This window comes from Brevibacillus sp. M2.1A (genome assembly GCF_013284355.2).
GTDB lineage: Bacteria > Bacillota > Bacilli > Brevibacillales > Brevibacillaceae > Brevibacillus.
In genome coordinates, this window is record NZ_JABSUY020000001.1 from 3,850,397 (window position 1) to 3,870,575 (window position 20,179).

Consider the following 20,179-nt stretch of genomic DNA (forward strand, 5'->3'; position numbering starts at 1 on the left):
ATTAGTCAGTTTTCGATTTCAAGGTAGCAAATCAGGTCCTCGCTGTCAAAAGGAACCTCGTAAAATCTGAAATATCCCGTTGGGCAAGGGTGACAAATGCATGTAGATACGCTATCTTTATTGGTAAAGATAGATGTTTGTATATGAAAAGGGAGGCTACCATGCATTCATTAGCATCAACGCTGAACGAAACCATCCAACGAGAAAACCCGCACGTGTATGAAATGCTATCCAATATCGCCAAGCTGATTTATTTCCCTAAAGAGGGGATTCTCAGCCAGTCGGCAGAAGCGAAAGCAAAAGCGAAAAAGTACAATGCAACCATCGGGATTGCACTGGAAAATGGTCAACCGATGCACCTTAAGGTCATCCAGGATAACCTGTCTGCTTACCAGCCAAAAGACATTTACGAATATGCTCCCCCAGCAGGAAAGCCTGAGCTGCGTGCAGCATGGCGTAAAAAAATGATCGAGGAACAGCCTGCACTGGCTAATCATACGTTTAGTAACCCAATCGTTACAAACGCATTGACCCATGGTCTGAGCATCGTATCTGACTTGTTCGCTGACAGCGGCGACAGCGTCATCATCCCGGACAAAAACTGGGAAAACTACGAGCTTACGTTTTCGATCCGCCGTGGTGCGAAAATGGTCTACTACCCATTGTATAACGACGAGATGAAATTTAATGCTGCTGCTTTGCGTGATGCCATTCTCGCACAAAAAGACAAAGGCAAAGCCATCGTCGTACTCAACTTCCCGAATAACCCAACTGGCTATACACCAGGTCCAGAGGAAGGAAAACAAATCGTCGCTGCACTAAAAGAAGGCGCAGAGGCTGGGATCAACATTGTTGCCGTAACGGACGACGCGTACTTCGGCTTGTTCTTCGAGGATTCGATGCACGAATCTCTCTTCGCTAGCCTGTGCGACGTTCACCCTCGCATTCTGCCTGTAAAAGTAGATGGGGCTACTAAAGAGGATTACGTATGGGGCTTCCGTGTTGGCTTCATTACGTATGCATCCCCATCCAGCGACTTGCTCAGTGCTTTGGAGCAGAAGACAATGGGAATCATCCGTGCGACTCTTTCCAGCGGATCACATCCTTCCCAAACGTTCGTCCTGCAGGCAATCACTGCACCGGAGTACAAAGCACAGAAGCAGGAGAAATTCGATATCATGAAAGGCCGCGCCAACCGCACCAAGGAAGTGCTCGACAGCGGTAAATACGATGACGTGTGGACCTACTATCCATTCAACTCCGGCTACTTCATGTGCCTCAAGCTAAAGACTGTCGAAGCGGAAGCATTGCGCCAGCACTTGCTGGAACAGTATGGCGTCGGTACAATCGCTCTCGGTCAAACCGATTTGCGTATCGCTTTCTCTTGCATTGAAGAAGAAAACATTGCGGACTTGTTCGAACTAGTCTACAGCGGTGTGAAAGATTTGGAAAAGGCATTGACCAAATAAATGTAACTGGCTCTATTGAACAAGCGTCTGGACCTCGTGTCTGGGCGCTTTTCGTTTTCTTTCAAAAAAGGCCCCGAATACCCAAGAAGTATAAATGCGAGGGTTTCCGAGACCTGTTCCATCATGCTATTTTATTAGCTATCAATTGACGAACGCATACGACGAGGCTGCTGTGTCCCGATAAAAATGGAGGCGAGCACCAGGATCATCCCCACCCCATGCATCCAAGTAAATGCTTCGTTCAAGAAAAAGGCAGCCACGAGAGCAGCGCTTATCGGCATCATTCCGGTGAACAGGCCCGCTTTGGAAGCCTCCACCTTCTCCACTCCTTTGTACCAGAGAAAGAAAGATAAGACGCTTGCCGTAAACGCATAGTACACAAGAAGCCACCATACATGTGCAGGTACGGCACTCCAATCAAACCGCAAGCTTTCCCAGATCGCAAACGGAAGAAACAAGACAAAGCTGATGACATTAATCGCAGTCGTCATTTGAAAAGGCGTAATTTTCCCAGATAGTCTTTTGGCGAAAATCGTGAAAAGCGCTTCGCTGACGACCGCAAAAAACACGAGCAAATTGCCAAGCATGCTTACCCAGTTTTGCTCCCCTCCGCTTCCTGTGAACGTAATGAAGCCGATGCCGCCCACAGAAAGACCGATCGCCACTAAGCTGTTGGCGTGTAATTTTTCCTTGAGAATCCAGAACGAAAACAAAGCGATGCAGGCAGGTACCGTACTCGTAATGATACCGGCGGCAGTAGCAGTCGTCCACTGAACGCCATACAACATGCAAATACTAAACAAAAAAACGCCAAAAAACGACTGCCAGAATAACACCTTGCCTTCCTCACGGCTCCAAGACATTTTCCATTCGCCACGCATAGCGAGCAACGGCAATAGGATGACAATCGCGAGCAAAAAGCGCAGCTCCGAAAACAAAAACACGGGAACATGGGAAACAATTTCTTTTCCGATGGAGATGTTGCTTCCGACCAAGGCCATAGCCATGGCTAACTGTATGTAAGCTAACAGCATGACGTCTCGCTTCTCCCTTCAAGCTCCAACAATTCTCTGCATCTGGTCAAACTGCCTGCGATTACCCTGCGTTTTGCCATTCTTTTTGAGAGGACGGGACTTTTTTTGTCTTTTTCTCTGCTGCCCCCACTAGCCAGGAACCAAACGGCAGTTTTCCGAGCCCATATGATACGGCAAATGAAAGAATGGAGCACAAGACGAATGCTACCATACTCCCCCACACGCCCGTGTGAAAAAGCTGAAGCTCGCGCAAAAACTTCATCAAGTATGTCAAGATCAGCGCATGAATCAAATAAGCTCCGTACGAATACTTCCCAAGGAGTCCTAGCCAATGTGTCCATTTGGACTGCTTTTTGCTCACCCATAGGCAGAGAGCGTACACAGCCAGCAAGCAAGCCATCGTATAGAGGAACATGGACGGTTTCAAGGATGTCGCTTCGTTTAAATTGATTTGGCCTTGCCCTGATTCACGGAAAAGCTCATAGCCAATGACTGCGTACAGGACACCAACCGAAATGATGATCCAGTACCAGTATCTTTTCAGCATGGCACGAAAAGCAGGCAACGTGAAGGCGACCAAGCCACCGAACAAAAAGTAATAGAAATAATAGAACGCATTTCGATCACGGTATTTGATGAAATACGTATCAAGCCAATTCATATCGAACCGAAAACCGTGCGCCGGGATGTACCGCGCTGAAAACCACATGAGGCCCCCATAAATCAATCCGGTGACACCAAGAGCGAGAACGAGACGAAAGCGGCTTGTCACGAATCTGCGGAAAAGTTCAAATACTCTTTGCCAAAACGGATACAAAAGATAGAACTGAAAAATCATCACGACGAACCACAGATGATACGAGGATGTACCTGTCAGGAAATTTTTGCTTACATTCCAAACGAACGCTGCTCCCTCACCCAAAGGCTTCTCCATCAAGTAAAGATAGACCACCGACCATATTCCATACGGGACCAAAATCTCGGTTATCCGTTTACGCGTGAAGGAAATATAGTTCACTTTTTCAGCGTAGTTGTAAAACAAAACAAGACCCGTGATGAAAATGAATGCTGGTACCGCGAATTTTAGCAAATGAAACAACATTCCGTAGATGATCGACACCTGCTCTGTCAGACCCGGCTCACGGATGTACACACCAATGACATGCTGATAAACCACAGCCAAGAATGCAAAGGCCCGGATCAGATCCAACTCACCAATTCGTTCTTTTCGAGCCATAACCAAATACCAGATCCTTCCTGTTCTTGCGAAAAAAAGTGCTACCTTCCATCTTACCGACCAAAAGTCAGTCTGGCAAGCCTCAAATCAAAAAGACTGATACCCTTTGGAGCAGTATCAGTCACTACTATCCACCTTGATCCGAATATAGATCCGCTAGACTTCGAATCGGCCAAATCAGACTTTGTACCCCACGTGAATACAGTGCTAAATGTGGAGAATCCGTGAGTGGGATCGACAGGTTTTCGGTCATCGCATTTTCACGAATATGAAAGGCTGTCTCCTGTAGCTGCCACGGCTCGTGTACTACATCCGCAAACATCAATTGCTTCGTTCTGCTACACCTGCAAAAGAGCGTGTATCGCTCTGTTAGCCAATGCACCAGCGTTCCCTCTTTGGCCAAAAATTTGTCACTGAGAGGCTGGTAGCTGCCTTCGAACGAGGGTGACTGAGGTAGACCAGATAGTCGTCGAGAGGTAAAATCGATCTCATCCCCTTGGCGTTGAAAAGCCATTTGGGCCCGATAATACGGCAGTCGGTACCAAAATTTTGCAATCTTGATTACTAAAGGATTCGACGCATCCAGAGAAAGAAAATACACGCCCGTCTTCCCTTTCCCCTTCACATACGTTCTAACATTGATTTCAGGAAAAGTCGTCGTGAATGGTACGGATGGCATCCTACGCAGACGCACGCCACTCAGCAAAAACGGGATAATACTGATCCAAGCCATGTTATTGTAGGTATCGAGTTCAAGTCCTGCTGGAATCAGTGCTCGAATAGACGCTGGGGAAATTGCCCAATGTAAAAAAAGAAGATGCTCCCACGTCTGCGTCATGGTCCATCCGTTATACTGTGCGGGCGACTTGATTTGGATGATCTTCTGTTCGATACGAATCCCTCCCATTCGTACGTCGATCAAGCGATTCTAACTGGAAGAGGATGAATGATAGGCAAGGGGTACTTTCGTCACTTTGCTCGTCATCTCATCGAGTGAGACGAGATCCGCAGCGGTCACATCACGAAGAGACGTTTTCCCCAGCGCGAGGATGGCAATTTCCATCTCATCCACAAACGAAAGAAAAAAGTTAGTCAAATATTTCGCGGCTGATTCGGGGTCGAATTTGTTTTTCAAGCTTCCTGGATAGGTGGTTAGCTCTGTCGGTGGTTCCCACGGTATGGCTTTTGTCACCTGATCATGAGTCATCGCCCACAAAACAGCCGTCCCCATAAAGATGCCGTCTGCTCCCAAAGCAATCGCTTTCAAGCACTCCCCCGGGGTATTATATCCGCCCCCGGACAATAAGGTAATTCGTTCTTTTACACCTTTTTTCTTCAAATAGCGTACAGCGCGGGTAAGCGCATAAATCGTCGGCAAACCGAAATCATCCTCCAGGATGGGAGGTCCTCCTTTTGTCCCTGCTTGCCCGCCATCAATACTGATAAAATCTACACCGGCTTGGATGACAATCTCCAGGTCTTTTTCAAGAATGGCACTAGCACAGATTTTGACGCCGATCGGAACGCCGTCTGTTATGGTGCGCAGCTTGTCTACGAGCTTCTTTAGATCCTCCGGCTTTGTTACTTCCGGATGCCGCGAAGGAATGACGATCATTTCTTCATCCTGAACCCCCATGATTTCAGCAGCTCTTCCCTTGATATATTCAGCGGGGATAAAGCTCGCGGCAGCTGCAGTCGCCCCCTGCCCAAAATGGATTTCGATGGCGTCCGCCTGTCGCAAAATTTCCGGCTCCTTTGCCCACTTTCCCGAGTTGTATTGGAGAATCAGATGTTTGGCGAATTTCCTTTCTTCCGGCAGTAATGGACCTTCACCCGTATTCGTCAAACTCCCCACGGCGGCCGTTCCTTTTGCAATCGCGATTTTCACATCCTCACTTACACCGATACCGTATCCCATGGCCCCTGCCATGAGCGGAATGTCCAAAGTTAACGGCTTTTTTGCCATCGGTCCAATCGTGATTTTCATATCCACTTCTGTATCCTCACTCGAAGGCATCTTCGCCAGCTGTGCAGGTGAAAATATCAAGCTATCGAAGTTCAAGAACTTGCGTGGACTTCCGAAAGGACGCTCGATAGCTTGTCCAGCAGCTGCTCGCAAGCTGTTCTCCAGGACGTAACGTGGACTGACTTTGGTCATTGCAGAGACCATCTCAAAAATATTTTCCGGATAGCGGTCTGACATAATGCGCTTCATAAACTTGGCGAGCACCCACTGGGTAAGAGGACGAAAAAGACAGATCAAAAGCAGTCCCACCACGATGAGTGCTGCCATCGATCCTACAAAGGAGCCGATCAAAAACGGAATCCAGTTGCCCGCCATCCTCTTTCTCCTTCCTACTGTCAGAGCGCTGCTATTACTTACTCGGGTTATGAGATAGGAAAATTTTGCCCCAATCCTTCCACTTTTATCCGATGCTCTGCCCTGACGCTGAAGGTACAAAAAAACGTCCAAATTAACTGGACGTTTTCGAGCCAAGCCTTCTCCACAAATAAAAATAACAGGACGTCAGCACAAGCACGACAGCAATTGTCATGAGAGTGTCAAATCGCATGAGATCCTCCTTTTCGTTTCATTGGTACAAATTTACCGTATGTCAAGCAGCGCCAAAGCCATTCTGCCGGACCAAACTGATAGTTGGCAAGCCACCAGCGACTAACGAAGATTTGCACAGTGAAGATTCCCAAGCTAAACACCAATCCGAGAGCCAACGCAGGCGTTCCGTACAAATGTCCAACACGCACAACCAACACAGCGATGATGGTTTGGCTCAAATAGTTGCTTAACGCCATTCTGCCGACCGGTTCGAAATGCTTTAGCATGCGCTTGCCGCTCTCTTTCCGATAAAGAAGCAGCAGTGATGTGATGTAAAAAGCGCATAGACTAAGACCGCTCCATGTAACAAATGTTTGAACGGTGATCCAGATTGAGGCAGGAAATTTTACAACGCCAAACTGAACAAGAGGAATCATTGGTACAAGCACAACACTCAGGCCCAGTGCGAGCCACCAAACGCGGCGGATGGCTGGAATAAAATCTTCCGTCCTCTCGAATACTCCCCGCTTGGCTGCCAAGAATCCGAATAAAAAGAGAGGAAATACCGATAGAATGACAAAAAACTCAAAGGAAAGAACGAGCGGAATTTCGTAACCAACCCGGAATTGCAACCACTCGATCATCGACCCATTGGTATAAGCATCGATAGCTTTTTGAATGAGTAGTGATTGATCTGGTATAGGAACGAGCTCCTCAGGAACGGTCAGAGTCAGAGCAGAGAGGGCCTGCATACCAACCAAAAGCGTCCACGCCCATCTCTTGATCGTACTTTCTTGCCTGTGGTAAAACAGCAACAAAAGAAAACCAGCTAAGGCGTACGTATGAAGAATGTCTCCGTACCAGAGGAAAACAAGATGGGCCATCCCCACAATCAGCAGCACGAATAATCTGCGAGTAAACAGACTCCGATAAGGCAACTGTTTGCTATCGGCGCGATGCATAAACAGAAAAAAACCTACCCCAAACAAAAACGAAAAGATGGTGTAGAACTTCGCCTGTACAAACATGTTAAACAAAAGCCGTATCCAACTATCCATTTCCGAATGGGTATTGACCATCCCTGCATCTGGCAAGAACATGATGGGATATAAAAATGACGGCATATTCACCAGCACAATCCCCAGAAGGGCAAAGCCTCTAATCCCATCTAGCTGTCGAATGCGCTCACCTTCCGCTACAGGTGCTACTTTCACGTCAATGAACCTCCTCAACTGCTGCTTAAGCTTTAACACTTTTAATACGGATGAACCTCGGAAAAAGTAACAAATGCTTCTTCCACAACAAAGAGAGCTTCGCAAAAACGAAGCCCTCTCTACATGCTGCCTTATTTTGATGGGGAAGTTGTTGTTGTTGTTGTTGTTCCTGTTCCTGTGCGGTTTGTCCTTTTCCGAAGGTCGAGCAGAACACCGACAAAACCAGCAAATATCGCTGGCATGATCCAACCGGCACCTTCCTTATAAAACGGAAGGACACCCAAAATATCGTTCCAGCCCTGATTAAAAAACGTAAGATTCATCAAATCCACGATACCAAAAACCGTCACAACTGCGACAGTCGTCATATACACAGACGAATGCGCAGGTATCCAGCGCTCTAGCAGCGCCAGCAAAATGAGTACGATAGCAATCGGGTAAATAGCTCCCAGAATGGGGACAGATACACTTAAAATCTCCGATAGTCCCAGGTTTGCAACCCCCATACTCAGGACACAGAGAATAATCGCCCATCCTTTGTAAGACAAACCTTTGAATCGTCCATGAAAGTATTGGCTGCAAGAAGTTACGAGTCCAATTGATACACAGAGGCAAGCAACGGTAAAGATGACACCAAGAATCAGCGTACCGCTTGTCCCAAATAGCTGCCTCATGATTGCTGTCAGGAGTAGCCCGCCATTCTCCGGTCTTCCTAAAGAGGCACCGGATGAACCCAGCAATCCCAAAACGACATAGATGAATGTCAGCAACATGCCTGCTCCGAGACCTGCTTTGATCATATTCGCTGACAGTTGCTTCTTGTCCTCGATTCCCTTGCTCCGCAGTGTATTGGCGATCACGATTCCAAATACGAGTGCAGCCAAAGCATCCATCGTTAAATACCCGTCCAGAAAACCTTGCACAACCGGATTGGTGGCATATTTTCCTGCTGGTACCCCCGTTGGACCGAGTGGTGTGAATAAGCTCTTGATGTAGATCAATGCAATCATTGTCAATAGTGTAGGCGTCAATATTTTCCCAAAACGATCAATCAATTTGGAAGGAGTCAGACTGAACCAAAAGACAATGCCAAAAAATACAAGCGTATAGAGGAAAAGACTCCAGGTGGAATCAGCGGCTTGTGCCGGCAAAAACGGTGCCATTCCCATCTCGTAAGCGAGACTGCCTGCACGCGGGATGGCAAGTGCGGGTCCAATCGACACATAAATCAAAATAGGAAAAATAAGAGCAAAGCTTGGATGAACACGACTTGCCAATTGGTAAAAGCTCCCTGCCTTTGCGATAGCAATCACACCAAGAATAGGAAGACCAACAGCAGATAGTACAAAGCCTGCAATCGACAGCCAAACAAGGGAACCAGCCTCTTGACCCAGATAGGGTGGAAAAATAAGGTTTCCTGCACCAAAAAACATCGAAAACAGCATAAAACTGACCAGCAGCATCTCTTTCTTAGACAAGGTTATCATCGACGTGTATATTACCTCCCATCTTATTGAGAGGCATTCTATCAACTTTTGCGCTCCTTCGCTAGTAGCAACGCCATAGTTGTAATTGAAAGATTTTTCACACTTCATTCGCAATAGAAAAAAGAGGAAACCACCTGCCCATATCTTACCGTTTGAGCAACCTCGACAAGTGGTCTTCCTCTTATCGTTTTCGCATGGAAACAATTCGTTTGTAAAAGGTCTTATCCTCCAGCTTTTGAAAGAGAGAAAGAGAAGGACGGAAATTGGCCTCAATAATCCACGGTTTGCCATCCACATCAATCCCTAAGTCCAAACCGATCTCCCGGAGTGTCGGATAGGCTCTTCCCAATCGATTCGCTACCGCCGTAGCTATCATGCGGATATCACGCAAGAGGTGCGGGCCTGCTTCTATATTGGACAGCTTGATTGCCGTCTGGATAGGCAAGACTTTTCCGCGGCTGCGAGCCACATTTGTCACGACATAGCCCGGACCTGCTAGCTTTGCACACCACCCTGTTATCACCCAAGGCTCCTTGTTGTTCCTGCGCTGGATCATGACACGCACATCAAAAGGCTTGCCGTTGATTCTACCGAGTGGGATACGTGGCTGGAGCAGGTATGTTTTTGGTCGAAACAGCGATTCCACGTATCGGATCGTGGCCTCCTTCCCCTCTACGAGACGCTGACGACTCCCGCTGTGGACCAAATACTTCTCTTCTCCACGTGCCGTTACTTGAATAATTCCTGCCCCACCGCCGCCTCCCGAAGGCTTCAGCATCACGTGTGTAAACGCTTCTGCATACTGCCATAGCTCTTCTGGAGAGTACACGCGGGTTTTGGGCAAATACTCCTGCAAAAGTTCGTCTTTAACCAAGTGCTTATGCTTGCCCCATTTTCCAACGTTTGGCGGTTTTATGGCAGTGTCTCTCCATTCTTTATCAGATGATGCTCCTCTATTTTCGTGATACGATTCTGTCCGTCCACAAACACGACCTTGGGAACGAGCTGTTCGACCTCGGATTCATCGTACATGCCCATACTCAAAATGATGACAAGATCTCCTGGCGAGAATAAGTGGGCAGGCGGACCGTTCAGACAGATGACTCCGCTACCCGACGCTCCGGGTAATGCGTATGTTTTCCAGCGCGTTGCATTCCGCAAACTGGTTATTTGCACGATTTCATACGGCTTGATATCTGCCGCATCCATGAGAGCAACGTCAATTGTGATACTCCCCACGTAATCCAGTTCGGCCTGCGTAACTGTCGCCCTGTGAATTTTGCCTTTGCACATGTGTCGCTGCATAAGCGGTTCACTCCTTTCCAAACCGATGACATTAGTCTATGTCCCATGGATTGTCCAGGAAACCTCCTGCGAAAGGAAAGTTAGGGGGTATGATACGCAGCGCGCAAATCGACTCCATAGGTGCGGCATAATTGGCTGAGTTCTTTTGTCAGATTCGGATCGAATGGGATACCGTTTTCCAAACGTTCTTGCTTTTTTCGGCACTCGATCTCCCCAGGAATGAAAATTTCGGATACACCTTCTTTCGTAGGTATGCTTTTCACCTCACGAATGTAGGCATCCATATTGGCACAAAAATCGGGGAGTGGCATAAATCGTTCAATATCCACTGTCAAGAATAGATGTCCAACATTTTGTGGATCGTCCCAATTGTCATACAGACTTTTTACATGTGGCCCTGTCGCAGCACCCGTGAGCAGCCCACACAAGATATCGATGAACATCGCCAATCCATAACCCTTTGCTCCCCCGATCGGCAATAGTGAGCCTAGCAAGGCTTGTGTGGGATCAGTCGTTTCATTCCCATTGGGGTCGATGGCCCAATCCGCAGGAATGGATTCTCCTTTTTTAACGGCTAAGGCGATTTTTCCTCTGGCAGCGACACTTGTAGCCATATCTAGCAAAAAGGATGGTTCTTTCCCTGCCGGTATCCCCACTGCAATCGGATTCGTTCCGAAAAAAGGGCGAATCCCTCCTGTTGGCGCCATGGCTTCGGGGGCATTGGAAAGGACCAGAAGAATCCTCCCTTCTGTTATCGCTCGTTCTGCATAGTACGAACAGGAGCCAAAGTGGTTGGAATGACGAACACCTACTGCCCCGATTCCCATCTGCTGCGACAACTTGATCGCTTCCTCCAATGCCGCAACCCCGACGACCGCACCCAGTTGGTTTTTGCCGTCTACCAGTGCTGTTGCTCCTTCCTGTTTCCATACCACTGGTTCATCATTCAATTCAATCAAGCCTGCTTCGATTCGTTGGATATAGATCGGCAGCCTCGCTAAACCATGGGATTCGATGCCGCGCAAATCAGCATGAACGAGAGATTCTGCGACAAGCCTTGCGTGCTTATGTTTGGCACCTGCCTGAACAAGCACTTCTGTTACGACTTGCTCCAAACGCTTCCAATGAAAGAGTGCAGGGTGCATCTTCTCTTTTTCCCCTCCTTCACCGTTGTTCTGTACTTCGCCTGCTTCCTGATCTGAATATAGATATGTCGCCTGCTGATTGACCGCTACAGGCATTGACCCAGTTCAGGGGACGCCAACAGAAAAAGGAGCTCCCGGAATTGGGGCTCCTTTTTTGCGTGATTCCTATTCATAATTGGCTAGTACCGTAATGATCTGGTCCTGCATCTTGGTAAACAGCTCTTCATCCTCGACATACCCATTGAACATAATCGATACGATGAGCTTCTCTTTGCCTTTGGTCGTGATATAGCCCGACAGCGTGTTCACACCTGTCATCGAACCTGTTTTCGCATGAAGATTATTCGCAGCGGCTGTGTCCTTCAAGCGGCTTTTCAGTGTCCCATCTATTCCCGCTATGGGTAAAGATTCATCATAAGCGGCAAAATTCGATTCCGTGGTCATCCCCTCAAGTACAGATGCGATCTGCCGAGCAGAAATAAGATTGTAGCGGGTCAATCCTGAGCCATCCATCATGTCGAAGGTGGTATTTCCGCCGAGCGAAGCTACGGTTTCCTGAACGACCTCTGCACCATTGGCTGCACTCCCTATCCCTTTCTTTGCAGCTCCGAGCGTCTTGAGGAGCATTTCTGCGTAGTAATTGTCACTTCGTTTATTGAGGTACTGTACGATTTCCTTTAGAGGCAGTGACTCAAATTGTGTCCATTTTACTGCTGCTGGAAGAACTGGCTTAATCAGCACTTCGCTTTTCGGAGCAAACGCAATTCCTTCTTGCTCCAGCGTCTCTTTCAGCACGGTCCCTACGTACTTGGCTGGCTCTTCCACAGGGACTCGCTCGTAATCCCCTTCATGATCAAGCGGGAGGTTCCCTGACAGTCGAATGGTATTTGTTCCACGGTCACGCAGAATAGCAAATGTATTTTCCTCGCCTTTTTGTACGGTCTTGGCTTCATTGATCACTTGCACATAAGCCGTTTTGGGAAGTACGTTGATTTTCACTGGTTCTCCAGCATCGTTAGCGGGCTTGAATTCGATCATGACCGTCCCACGGTTCATGGCAAGAGCCCCTATGGTCGGGTTGTAATAGTAGCTCTCGTCATCCCATGCCCAGCCGAGGCCAAGCCGTTGTTGGTCAAAGTAGCTGTCATCCATCACGAGGTTCCCATTGATACGCGTGATTCCTTGTTGCTTGAGCCACCCTGCTATTTTTTCAATCGACACACCTTCCTGCGCTTTTAGCGCATTCTCTGTGTGCAAGGTAGGGTCACCGTATCCTTTCACATACAGATTGCCTTGTTGTATGCCTGTAGAGGTGATCGGGACGTCTCCATACACTTCCGTTTTGAATACGTAATCCGAGCCAAACTGGTTCAACGCCGTGGCAGTCGTCAGCAGCTTCAGATTCGAAGCAGGGGTAAGCAGTGTGTCCGCATCCCGTTCGTATAAAACAGGGTCACCTGTTGAATCCAACGATTTGATCATAACTCCGGCCGTTACCCCTGCTGCTTCCGGGGTATCTAGGATGGGATCGATCATAGCAGAGAGTGGGTACGTCTTTTTCTCTGGAGGGCTGAATCCTTCCGGTGCTGCGATATCCGGGTAGGTTGTTAACAAAATTCCGATTCGATCCTGCAGCTCCCTTGCATACTTCGATTTATAAATGCCGTTGATCAAAATCGAAAAAGCGAGCTTATGACCATTTTTTGCCATTACATAACCCGACATGGTATTGACTCCGCTTAATGAGCCTGTCTTTGCTACCAGGTTCTTTTCCGCACTGGTTCCTTTCATGCGGTTTTTCAAGGTGCCGTCTACTCCTGCGATTGGGAGTGATTTTTCCAATTCCGTTCGATATTCTTGCTCCTGCAAAAAGATGAGTGTTTCGATTATCTGTTCCGGAGTGATCATATTAAATCTCGATAACCCCGAGCCATCTACCTGACGGAAGCCTGACTCAATGCCAGCTCGCTTCATCACGTCTGCTACCGCCTCACTGCCTGCCTCAAAGCTCCCCTCACCTTTCTGGGTAACGCCCAGTGTCTTTACAAGCATCTCCGCATAGAAGTTGTCACTATCCTTGTTGAGCTCCACCGTGATCTCACCCAACGGTTTGGACAAGTGAGTATAGAGCGGTACTCCGCTTTGCAGCACGTTTTTTTTCACTTCTGTCTTCGGATGTAAGGCAATCCCTTGTTTCAGCAACTGATCCTTCCATAGATCGCCCACATACAATGCCGGGTCTTCCATCGTGACATCTTCAGCATAAGGAGCTGCTTCCATCCCAATCGTACCGGATACGATGATTTCATTTTTTCCGCGCGGACGCTCAATGAGCACATTGCTCTCCTTGCCCGCTGTCGTTTTCAACTGGTTTGTGACTGTTATGTATGTAGTAGCTGGGTTCATGGTCAGGACGGGGGCATCGTTCACCGTTTTTCCAGGGATTGCGGTTAGAGTCGCAACGTTTTTATTTACGGCTAATCCACTGATCTGGGCGCTGTACCCATACGGTTCATCATCCCACATCCAGCTCGTACCCAATCTGGTCTCATCGAAATAGCTGTCATCGAGAAGCAGATTTCCATTGATTCGTTTGATCCCCAAATCTTTGATGGCTTTTGCCATTTGCTGCAAATCCTCTGGCTTCAGACTAGGGTCCCCATAGCCTTTTAAAATCAGATCTCCTTGCAAAATGCCACCGTTATTTACCTTTCCTGAAACAAACACTTCGGTCTTCCACTGATAGTCTGGCCCCAGCTTATCCAGACCTGCAATTGTCGTAAACAGCTTCATGTTGGAGGCCGGGATAAAATTACGTTTGGCATTGTGCGTATATACGTACTTTTTGTCGGTTAGATCGTAGACCGCGATTCCAGCGTACATTCCCTTGCTATTCTCATCGTTTTTCAAATCGGCGAGGAATTTTTCTATGCTGAGTGCAAGAGGACTAGAAGAAGCGGTCTCTTCCTTGGCTAGCGCAGGCGAAGCTGCTACCTGCAACAAGAGAGCCAACACGAAAAACCACGTACCGACACGTCGAAAAGCAAATAAATGATTCATGATAACCTCCTTGTCATAGTCTGGGCGATTTCCACCAACAAATCACAGTACGCCATCATGATAGCACGTATTCTATTTATTCGGAATATTACCATTATACTAAAAGTCTACAGGCATGAAGGATAGCCATTCCGTTCATACTACCTTCAAGACTTCTTTTGTTTGGAGGAAATGGTTTCATGTTCTATCGATTGCTCCTCTGTCTGTCCCTTCTCTGCGCCTTTTCATTCCCCGTCCATGCCCAAACCGACATCGGGCGCGTACAAGTAGATCCCTCCCCCTATTCTTCCCTTGCGGAGCTCGTCAAAAAATGCGACTTAATCGTCATCGCGCAGGTAGACAGTACCCATCGGGCTTATCCCACGGGACGCAACATTCCCCAAGGCAAGATCGTGAACTACACACAAAGACTCCAGGTAAAAAAGGCCATAAAAGGCACAGCATCCAGACGAGTAACTGTGCTAAGCACTGGCGTAGAGCCGCTTCCCGATGCCTCCAGTCCGCTCAATCTGCAGTATCCTGGGCCGCTGGCGGAAGGAAATTATTTATTATTTTTACGAAAAGTGAGCGGATCACAGATGTACAGTACAGCAGGTCTCTGGCAAGGTGTTTATCCAATCTATCAAGGAAAAACCATTGCTCTTTCCAACCTTGGCTTTACCGAGTTGAATCAGCTATCACAAGAACAAGTCATCCGAAAAATAACGGCAATATCCCGCTAATGAAATAGCAAAAAACCGCTCTCGTTAACGAGCGGTTTTTTGACGTTACCATCATGTGCTGTCAGTTGCGCATCACGTAGATGAAAATCACCATAGACACAGCACAAGCGAGTACACTGAGAATAAACCCCCAGATCACCCATTTGCTATTCGTCTTGTTTATGTGTTTGTCGTCCATGGAAACTTCTCCTCATTCAAGCATTCACCTTCTATTATAAGGTTGTTTGGCAGGAAAGGGAAACCGTTAATATGGTGAAAACTGTTAAAGACCTTCTCTCGTAAGACGACGAATCCCCAGCGCACAACCGCTCGTCACGAAAAGTACACACATGACTACAAACGCCCCCAGCTCTCCTAGCGTCAAACTCTCTTGACTGAGCACGCCCATGCCAATCGTTAAAAGTGACTGAGGAAATAACATCCCGAGCCCCGACACATACAAGCCCAACCCTACAAAAACAGAGCAAACACTAATGCCGACAGGTACAGCAAAGCTCGGTATCCGCGTGGAAAGCCATAGCTGGAAGGCGATGATGGTGAGCGAAGCCAGCCAGCCTCGCATGATCCATCCGAACACTTCCAGAGGAAACGTAAAATGTGTGTGCAGTCCAGCCATGAAACCTGCACAAATATACAGCACAAAGAAGAAAAGCTGCACAATAAAAAGGAGAACACCAACTATCACCAGCTTCGCGAAAAAAATCGTTGGAATTGATACAGGCGCTGTCAGGATTACATTCCAGTTACGATTTACATGCTCCAGTCTGCACACAAACGAACAGCAGATCGCGATGAGAATGGGCAAGAAAAATTCTCCGTAGAACAAACTCACCTGCGTCCACAGGCTGTACCAGCCATTTTGCAGGATCGCTTGGTTCATCCAGTAGTTCGCAAAGCCGATCAGCGTACTGAAAACAGGTAGCACAAGCAAAACGAGCCATATACGAGAACGGCGAAGTTTTACCCATTCTACTCCCAAACATCTGAATATCATGCAAGGTCCTCCCTATACGTCCTGCCGGGATACGTGAATGCTCCCAGCAAGGAAAAATGCGATGCCCATGAGTACGACGATGATCGGCAAATGAATGCCGATTTCACGTGTAGCAAACAGCATGGTTTCGTTCACGTACCGATACGTAACGGGCGAAAAGTCTACATAGTACGACCAGATGAAAAGACGTCCGACTTGTGGCGGAAATAAGCTCGCTGTCATGCCAATGAATCCCCCGATCATCCCGAGGCATAGGCTGAACGCCTGATTTTTGATAGCGAGAGAAACCCATTGTTGCAGAGCAATCACCACGAGGTTTGTCAGTGTGGTCCCTGCGACAAAACAGAGTAATAGGCCAATCGGGACTGGCTCTGCTAAACCATAGCCAATGCCAAGTGCCACGATCGCCATAGCCTGTAGAATGACTGCACTCCCCATCAGAACAGCCGCAGAGACGAATTTTGCCGCATAAACCGCTTTTCGGCTAACAGAGGCAGCCATCAGCAGCTTCCATGTACGCCCCTTGTGTTCCATATCACAAATTCGTGAAACAATGACAGCCGAACCGATCGGCAAAAACAATCCGTTCATGGCTGTAATCGTAACCAGTATGGCGCTCCACGTCTGCGCATCTGGATTTTTATTCATCGACGTACTGACAGCCATAAACCCCCATGCCAGTTCGATACTCAAAAGAATAGCGAGCATGAGAAACAAACGCTTATGTCGAATTTTATAAAACTCCAGCCAAAGCGTCCTCATTACAAACTTCCCTCCCTACCAGTCAGGGAGAGGAAAATGCTCTCCAGACTTTGCTTGTGCACTTCAATGCGATAAACATCAATGCCCGCCATCATCAACGTCCGGTTTGTCTGTGCTACTTCCCTATCTTCCATGCCCTCGATGACAAGAAAGCCATCTTGGAGACTTGGAGAAAGCTCCATTTCTTGAAGAACTCTTCTTGCTTTTTCATTATCCTGCGTTTTCATCCAAACATGAGGCTGGCTGTTCCGTTGCAGCTGCTCCATACTTCCTTGAAACAAGAGTTTCCCTCCGTGGATAATGCCAATGGACGTCGCTACTTGCTCGATTTCCGAGAGCAGATGGCTGGAAATCAACACGGTCATTCCATACTGATGTGGCAATGATTGAATCAATTCCCGAATTTCCCCGATTCCCGCAGGATCCAGACCGTTTGTCGGTTCGTCGAGGATAACGAGCTTTGGAAAATGCAGCAAAGTCATGGCAATTCCCAGTCGTTGCTTCATCCCGAGCGAATACTGATCTACCTTTTTGTTCTTTTGTTTTTCCAAACGAACGATTTGCAAAGCCTTCTCTACATATTTGTCCGGGACATCTCGCAGCCGCTGCATGACACGCATATTTTCAAGGCCGGTAAGATGACCGTAATAGGAAGGAGCCTCGATCAAGGAACCCGTCTGACTCAAAATTTCAAGTCGGTTTCTGCAAAAATCCTTCCCGAATACAGATACACTCCCTTCCGTCGGCCTGACTAATCCTAGCAGCATTTTTAGAGTCGTCGATTTTCCTGCACCATTTGGACCGAGGAAGCCATAGACCTCCCCTTCTCCTACCACAAGATTCACACGCTGGACGCAATAGGCTCCTCCATAATGTTTTGAAAGGTTTTCCGTTCGAATCACCGTATTCATGTTTTCTCGCTCCTATCTGTTGGTCTCTCAAATGAAATCATAGAGTCCCAACCCGTCAATAAGCTGACAGGAATCTTACGACAACCTTAAATCGACTCCAAGTGGGTAGAACAGACAAATCGAGCGAGTATAATGAATACAGGTGATTCAATATGGAAGAGTGGAAACAGAAAAAAGTGCTCATCGTGGAAGATGAGCTTGGAATCAGAAATATGATCGATGGATTTTTGCGTAAGGAAGGATTCTCTCGTATTTTTCATGCGGGTAGTTGTAAAGAGGCGCTAGGGATATTCGCTTCGGACAAGCCAGATGTCGCCATTCTGGATGTCATGCTGCCTGATGGAGATGGATTTGGACTTTTGACTTCGATCCGTCGTTTCTCGCAAATCCCTGTCATTTTTTTGTCAGCGAGAGGGGGAGATGAAGATCGATTGCTCGGACTTGGCCTGGGCGCTGACGACTATATCGTGAAGCCATTTTTATCGCGTGAGCTCGTTCTTCGTCTTCTGGTCATTTTACGACGCGTTTACGCTCCTCCCCAAATCGAACGTCTGCCCGTTTTCCAGCTTGGTGACAGTATAATCGATTTGGAGGCAGCAACCGTGACGAGAGACCAACAAGAATACGCGTTGACTGCCAAGGAGCACGCCCTCTTGCGAAAACTCTATGAAAATCGGGGACGAATCGTCACGAGTGATGCCCTTTGCCAATCCGTCTGGGGTGACGATTACTACGGGTATGAAAACACACTGATGGTTCATATGCGGCGCATTCGCGAAAAGATCGAGCCATGTCCGTCCACTCCTGAATATTTGCTGACGGTAAGAGGACTCGGGTACAAATTACTCGTAAAGGAAGAGTCGTAGATGGATGGAGCCGCACGAATTTTACGTCGTTATACAGGTGCTTCTATCCTAATCGCCGTCTTTTTGCTCATCGTCAATTACATCATTCTCGGTACATTTGTTTTCAAAGGCATAAATGAAGGCTCTCCTCCCATTTACGTCACACAAACTGTCGCAGAAGGTCTTCACGTAAACGGTTCCCACTATACGTTGGAACCAAATGCACGAGAATGGTTGCAAAAAAGCCAGGCTTGGGCCATGCTGATTGCGAACGATGGGAAGGTCCTCTGGGACTACGCCATACCAGACCAATTGCCCCGCACCTTTTCCTTAGCAGAAGTGGCGCAGTTCTCACGAAATTATTTACAAGACTATCCTGTTTTTGTTTGGGAACATGAGATGGGGCTGGTCGTCGTGGGCTACCCGAAGGACAGTCTCGCCAAGTACCAGATTCATTTCCCGATCAGTTGGATAAGTGATTTGCCATATCGATTGCTGGCTTTACTTTTCGGAAATATACTGCTCGCCGCTCTTCTCTCGCTATTCATCGGCTCTCGACTCATTCGGTCAATCCGTCCACTGATTAGGGGGATTCACGCTCTGTCAGAAGATCAGCATACACATGTTGAGGCAAAAGGAGTGTTCAGCGGGATTGCCCGAAGCATCAATCATGCTTCGGCGCTTCTGCAGGAGAAGAACGCTTTGCTAAAAGCCAGAGACGAAGCACGCTCGAACTGGATCGCAGGAATTTCCCACGATATACGCACGCCATTATCGATGGTGCTCGGGTATGCCAGTGAATTGGAAGAAAGCGACGTGGTGCCTTACGAACAGCAACAAAAAGCAAGCATTATTCGAAAGCAAGGGGAAAAGCTCCGGTCTTTGGTCAGCGACTTGAATCTCGTCTCCATGCTGGAATACGAGATGCAGCCCATCCATCCCAAACCAATTCGGCTATCGACACTAGCCCGGCAAATTGTCACTGACTTTTTGAATAATGATTTGGCAGAGACGTTTACCATCGAGTTGGATGTCACGACTGAACAATGCTTCGTGATGGGCGATGAAAAACTTCTTGTCCGCGCCATTACGAATTTGATCCAAAACAGCATCGTGCATAACCCATCAGGCTGTCGCATCCACGTGCAAACGACCCTGTCACCCAACCAGCGCAATGCTCTCCTGACTATCACTGACAACGGAAAAGGCATTGAGCAAAGCATGCTGCCTGACTTGGTGGAATTGCCGTATTCGTCAAAAAGAAAATCTCCGTTACACAATGGTCATGGTCTCGGTTTGCCAATGGTTGCACGTATAGCTGCCGCTCATCATGGACACCTGCTGTTAACAAGCGATACAGGAAAAGGGATGACAGCAGAGCTTTGTTTCCCCCTCTCTTCCTAAAAGAAAGACAGCATAGAGAAAGCACCCCCTTGTCTC

General features: G+C 47.7%; 17 protein-coding genes. 4 read left to right on the forward strand and 13 right to left on the reverse strand.

Annotation, left to right across the window (positions count from 1 at the left end; genetic code table 11):
• Positions 1–161 precede the first annotated feature (161 nt).
• A complete protein-coding gene (locus tag HP567_RS18490) occupies positions 162–1,469 on the forward strand; it encodes an aminotransferase class I/II-fold pyridoxal phosphate-dependent enzyme (protein WP_173607720.1) in 1,308 nt (435 codons plus the stop codon).
• A gap of 134 nt (positions 1,470–1,603) precedes the next feature.
• Here the strand turns inward: HP567_RS18490 and HP567_RS18495 are convergent, their stop codons facing one another.
• From HP567_RS18495 to dacB, 10 genes are all read right to left on the reverse strand, one after another.
• Positions 1,604–2,503, reverse strand: coding sequence for a DMT family transporter (locus HP567_RS18495; protein ID WP_173607721.1), 900 nt, complete (start codon positions 2,501–2,503; stop codon positions 1,604–1,606).
• Positions 2,504–2,564: 61 nt separating this feature from the next.
• On the reverse strand, positions 2,565–3,740 hold the full coding sequence (locus HP567_RS18500) for an acyltransferase (protein ID WP_173608357.1): 1,176 nt from the start codon (positions 3,738–3,740) through the stop codon (positions 2,565–2,567).
• A gap of 127 nt (positions 3,741–3,867) precedes the next feature.
• On the reverse strand, positions 3,868–4,662 hold the full coding sequence (locus HP567_RS18505) for a YqjF family protein (RefSeq protein ID WP_173607722.1): 795 nt from the start codon (positions 4,660–4,662) through the stop codon (positions 3,868–3,870).
• Between the two features lie 6 nt (positions 4,663–4,668).
• Positions 4,669–6,081: an FMN-binding glutamate synthase family protein gene (locus HP567_RS18510; RefSeq protein WP_173607723.1), complete on the reverse strand. Its 1,413-nt coding sequence runs from the start codon at positions 6,079–6,081 to the stop codon at positions 4,669–4,671.
• A 221-nt stretch (positions 6,082–6,302) separates the two neighbouring features.
• Complete coding sequence (locus HP567_RS18515; RefSeq protein ID WP_173607724.1) at positions 6,303–7,508, reverse strand: DUF418 domain-containing protein; 1,206 nt, start codon at positions 7,506–7,508, stop codon at positions 6,303–6,305.
• A gap of 131 nt (positions 7,509–7,639) precedes the next feature.
• Positions 7,640–8,995, reverse strand: coding sequence for a branched-chain amino acid transport system II carrier protein (gene brnQ, locus HP567_RS18520; protein WP_173607725.1), 1,356 nt, complete (start codon positions 8,993–8,995; stop codon positions 7,640–7,642).
• A gap of 181 nt (positions 8,996–9,176) precedes the next feature.
• Positions 9,177–9,869, reverse strand: coding sequence for a YheC/YheD family protein (locus HP567_RS18525; RefSeq protein WP_217366845.1), 693 nt, complete (start codon positions 9,867–9,869; stop codon positions 9,177–9,179).
• Between the two features lie 38 nt (positions 9,870–9,907).
• The gene (panD, locus tag HP567_RS18530; RefSeq protein WP_173607726.1) at positions 9,908–10,300 is read right to left on the reverse strand and encodes an aspartate 1-decarboxylase; all 393 of its coding nucleotides are present in this window, start codon (positions 10,298–10,300) and stop codon (positions 9,908–9,910) included.
• Positions 10,301–10,380: 80 nt separating this feature from the next.
• Positions 10,381–11,445, reverse strand: a complete 1,065-nt coding sequence (locus tag HP567_RS18535; protein ID WP_173607727.1) for an Ldh family oxidoreductase — start codon at positions 11,443–11,445, stop codon at positions 10,381–10,383.
• Between the two features lie 165 nt (positions 11,446–11,610).
• On the reverse strand, positions 11,611–14,505 hold the full coding sequence (gene dacB / locus HP567_RS18540; RefSeq protein ID WP_173607728.1) for a D-alanyl-D-alanine carboxypeptidase/D-alanyl-D-alanine endopeptidase: 2,895 nt from the start codon (positions 14,503–14,505) through the stop codon (positions 11,611–11,613).
• Positions 14,506–14,684: 179 nt separating this feature from the next.
• Between dacB and HP567_RS18545 the strand changes: the two genes are divergently transcribed.
• Complete coding sequence (locus HP567_RS18545) at positions 14,685–15,227, forward strand: hypothetical protein (RefSeq protein ID WP_173607729.1); 543 nt, start codon at positions 14,685–14,687, stop codon at positions 15,225–15,227.
• 262 nt (positions 15,228–15,489) lie between these two features.
• On the opposite strand, the gene HP567_RS18550 is transcribed toward HP567_RS18545, so the two are convergent.
• From HP567_RS18550 to HP567_RS18560, 3 genes are read right to left on the reverse strand one after another with little or no spacing between them, the layout of a single operon-like run.
• Positions 15,490–16,221, reverse strand: a complete 732-nt coding sequence (locus tag HP567_RS18550; RefSeq protein ID WP_173607730.1) for an ABC transporter permease — start codon at positions 16,219–16,221, stop codon at positions 15,490–15,492.
• Positions 16,222–16,233: 12 nt separating this feature from the next.
• Complete coding sequence (locus HP567_RS18555; protein WP_173607731.1) at positions 16,234–16,983, reverse strand: ABC transporter permease; 750 nt, start codon at positions 16,981–16,983, stop codon at positions 16,234–16,236.
• On the reverse strand, positions 16,983–17,894 hold the full coding sequence (locus HP567_RS18560; protein WP_173607732.1) for an ABC transporter ATP-binding protein: 912 nt from the start codon (positions 17,892–17,894) through the stop codon (positions 16,983–16,985). Before HP567_RS18560 ends, HP567_RS18555 begins: the two co-directional genes overlap by 1 nt.
• A gap of 152 nt (positions 17,895–18,046) precedes the next feature.
• On the opposite strand from HP567_RS18560, the gene HP567_RS18565 reads away from it, so the two are divergent.
• Together HP567_RS18565 and HP567_RS18570 are read left to right on the forward strand one after the other, a co-directional pair.
• Positions 18,047–18,760 (forward strand): response regulator transcription factor, encoded by a 714-nt coding sequence (locus HP567_RS18565; protein ID WP_173607733.1) that lies wholly within the window; start codon positions 18,047–18,049, stop codon positions 18,758–18,760.
• On the forward strand, positions 18,761–20,143 hold the full coding sequence (locus tag HP567_RS18570; protein ID WP_173607734.1) for a sensor histidine kinase: 1,383 nt from the start codon (positions 18,761–18,763) through the stop codon (positions 20,141–20,143).
• Positions 20,144–20,179: the final 36 nt, after the last annotated feature.

Excerpts from the sequence above, each read along its gene's own strand:
- dacB (WP_173607728.1), bottom strand. The coding sequence starts at position 14,505 with ATGAATCATTTATTTGCTTTTCGACGTGTCGGTACGTGGTTTTTCGTG.
- HP567_RS18570 (WP_173607734.1), top strand. The coding sequence starts at position 18,761 with ATGGATGGAGCCGCACGAATTTTACGTCGTTATACAGGTGCTTCTATC.
- HP567_RS18535 (WP_173607727.1), bottom strand. The coding sequence starts at position 11,445 with ATGCACCCTGCACTCTTTCATTGGAAGCGTTTGGAGCAAGTCGTAACA.
- HP567_RS18560 (WP_173607732.1), bottom strand. The coding sequence starts at position 17,894 with ATGAATACGGTGATTCGAACGGAAAACCTTTCAAAACATTATGGAGGA.
- HP567_RS18510 (WP_173607723.1), bottom strand. The coding sequence starts at position 6,081 with ATGGCGGGCAACTGGATTCCGTTTTTGATCGGCTCCTTTGTAGGATCG.
- HP567_RS18495 (WP_173607721.1), bottom strand. The coding sequence starts at position 2,503 with ATGCTGTTAGCTTACATACAGTTAGCCATGGCTATGGCCTTGGTCGGA.
- HP567_RS18500 (WP_173608357.1), bottom strand. The coding sequence starts at position 3,740 with ATGGCTCGAAAAGAACGAATTGGTGAGTTGGATCTGATCCGGGCCTTT.
- brnQ (WP_173607725.1), bottom strand. The coding sequence starts at position 8,995 with ATGATAACCTTGTCTAAGAAAGAGATGCTGCTGGTCAGTTTTATGCTG.
- HP567_RS18555 (WP_173607731.1), bottom strand. The coding sequence starts at position 16,983 with ATGAGGACGCTTTGGCTGGAGTTTTATAAAATTCGACATAAGCGTTTG.
- HP567_RS18490 (WP_173607720.1), top strand. The coding sequence starts at position 162 with ATGCATTCATTAGCATCAACGCTGAACGAAACCATCCAACGAGAAAAC.
- HP567_RS18545 (WP_173607729.1), top strand. The coding sequence starts at position 14,685 with ATGTTCTATCGATTGCTCCTCTGTCTGTCCCTTCTCTGCGCCTTTTCA.
- HP567_RS18550 (WP_173607730.1), bottom strand. The coding sequence starts at position 16,221 with ATGATATTCAGATGTTTGGGAGTAGAATGGGTAAAACTTCGCCGTTCT.
- HP567_RS18565 (WP_173607733.1), top strand. The coding sequence starts at position 18,047 with ATGGAAGAGTGGAAACAGAAAAAAGTGCTCATCGTGGAAGATGAGCTT.
- panD (WP_173607726.1), bottom strand. The coding sequence starts at position 10,300 with ATGCAGCGACACATGTGCAAAGGCAAAATTCACAGGGCGACAGTTACG.